The organism is Allobosea sp. 05T439, from assembly GCF_056396005.1.
Map to the genome: position 1 here is coordinate 1 of NZ_JBFTKP010000008.1, position 2,500 is coordinate 2,500.

Here is a 2,500-nt window from a genome sequence, read left to right on the forward strand (position 1 = left end):
GGTGGGGCCTATAACGCAGCCATCGAGACGGCGCCGCCGCTGGCGGGGCCGCTCTACTGCGCTTCATGAGAGCTTCGGGCCTTGTAGCCGAGAGATCGGTTGGCCTGCTTGTCTTTGTTAGACGCMCCGCTGTTTGAAAACTGAAGACAGAAAGAGAAACGTGGACGGCGATGTTCTTGCGGACTTGCTTTCGGGCAAGTCAAACGAGACTTCGGTGTGCTGCGTTTACAAGAGCCATCGCTGGTTACTTCGGTAATCAAGCAATGACTCCGTCAATACGCAGCGATGCCGGAACAAACTCATCCAATCTGAGAGTTTGATCCTGGCTCAGAGCGAACGCTGGCGGCAGGCTTAACACATGCAAGTCGAACGGGCACTTCGGTGCTAGTGGCAGACGGGTGAGTAACACGTGGGAACGTACCTTTCGGTTCGGAATAATTCAGGGAAACTTGGACTAATACCGGATAAGCCCTTCGGGGGAAAGATTTATCGCCGATAGATCGGCCCGCGTCTGATTAGCTAGTTGGTGAGGTAATGGCTCACCAAGGCGACGATCAGTAGCTGGTCTGAGAGGATGATCAGCCACATTGGGACTGAGACACGGCCCAAACTCCTACGGGAGGCAGCAGTGGGGAATATTGGACAATGGGCGCAAGCCTGATCCAGCCATGCCGCGTGAGTGATGAAGGCCTTAGGGTTGTAAAGCTCTTTTGTCCGGGAAGATAATGACTGTACCGGAAGAATAAGCCCCGGCTAACTTCGTGCCAGCAGCCGCGGTAATACGAAGGGGGCTAGCGTTGCTCGGAATCACTGGGCGTAAAGGGCGCGTAGGCGGACTCTTAAGTCGGGGGTGAAAGCCCAGGGCTCAACCCTGGAATTGCCTTCGATACTGAGAGTCTTGAGTTCGGAAGAGGTTGGTGGAACTGCGAGTGTAGAGGTGAAATTCGTAGATATTCGCAAGAACACCAGTGGCGAAGGCGGCCAACTGGTCCGATACTGACGCTGAGGCGCGAAAGCGTGGGGAGCAAACAGGATTAGATACCCTGGTAGTCCACGCCGTAAACGATGAATGCCAGCCGTTGGGGTGCATGCACCTCAGTGGCGCAGCTAACGCTTTAAGCATTCCGCCTGGGGAGTACGGTCGCAAGATTAAAACTCAAAGGAATTGACGGGGGCCCGCACAAGCGGTGGAGCATGTGGTTTAATTCGAAGCAACGCGCAGAACCTTACCAGCTTTTGACATGTCCGGTTTGATCGACAGAGATGTCTTTCTTCAGTTCGGCTGGCCGGAACACAGGTGCTGCATGGCTGTCGTCAGCTCGTGTCGTGAGATGTTGGGTTAAGTCCCGCAACGAGCGCAACCCTCGCCCCTAGTTGCCATCATTCAGTTGGGAACTCTAGGGGGACTGCCGGTGATAAGCCGCGAGGAAGGTGGGGATGACGTCAAGTCCTCATGGCCCTTACAGGCTGGGCTACACACGTGCTACAATGGCGGTGACAATGGGCAGCGAAAGAGCGATCTGGAGCTAATCCCAAAAAGCCGTCTCAGTTCAGATTGCACTCTGCAACTCGAGTGCATGAAGGTGGAATCGCTAGTAATCGTGGATCAGCATGCCACGGTGAATACGTTCCCGGGCCTTGTACACACCGCCCGTCACACCATGGGAGTTGGGTTTACCCGAAGGCGTCGCGCTAACCGCAAGGAGGCAGGCGACCACGGTAGGCTCAGCGACTGGGGTGAAGTCGTAACAAGGTAGCCGTAGGGGAACCTGCGGCTGGATCACCTCCTTTCTAAGGTAGGATTTTTCGGTGAAGCTTGCTTCATCATCAAATCCGCTTGGAACAAAGAGGCCAAATCAGGCCTCGACATGCGGAACTTCGCCGTCTTCGTTTCTCTTTCTTTTCCGGGCGAATGCGCTCAGATCTGTTCGACATAGGGTCGGATGTGATCGCGCATTCTGGGCCAACAGCTTGGTTCTTTGGCCGTGTCTTGCGACGTTGTCGTGAGACATGCCTTGGGCCTGTAGCTCAGTTGGTTAGAGCGCGCGCTTGATAAGCGTGAGGTCGGAGGTTCAAATCCTCCCAGGCCCACCAGCTTTCTCGACAAGCCGTCAGGTTCGATTACGGGGCCATAGCTCAGTTGGGAGAGCGGTAGCTTTGCAAGCTTCAGGTCGTCGGTTCGATCCCGTCTGGCTCCACCATACCGCCCGGAAATTCAGGTTTTGCTGATTGCAGCTCTTTGAGCTGCGATGAGTAACGCTGTTTGTCATTGTGAAGAGGGAATAGATCTGAAGAGGTCGCTACCCAGCGACATTCGGGACGCGGACACCATCCGTGCTCGTCTTATTCGGGTCTATTCGGCAAGCATAAAATGGTCTTTCCGATCATGTTTTGCATCCTGTTGGATTGCGGACATCGATCATGAGAACGATCAAGTGCCTTAAGAGCATTCGGTGGATGCCTTGGCGCTGAGAGGCGATGAAGGACGTGATACGCTGCG

General features: G+C 54.8%; 2 tRNA genes and 2 rRNA genes (1 of these 4 cut by a window edge). All 4 read left to right on the forward strand.

The window, feature by feature from the left end:
- Nucleotides 1–304 precede the first annotated feature (304 nt).
- A 16S ribosomal RNA gene (locus tag AC1DIO_RS11105) occupies nt 305–1,791 on the forward strand.
- A 226-nt stretch (nt 1,792–2,017) separates the two neighbouring features.
- Nucleotides 2,018–2,094: transfer RNA gene (locus tag AC1DIO_RS11110), tRNA-Ile, on the forward strand.
- Between the two features lie 31 nt (nt 2,095–2,125).
- Nucleotides 2,126–2,201, forward strand: a tRNA-Ala gene (locus AC1DIO_RS11115).
- Between the two features lie 228 nt (nt 2,202–2,429).
- Nucleotides 2,430–2,500: ribosomal RNA gene (locus AC1DIO_RS11120) — 23S ribosomal RNA — on the forward strand; it runs 2,736 nt beyond the window's last position.
- Together the 16S and 23S rRNA genes with 2 tRNA genes alongside form the textbook arrangement of a ribosomal RNA operon.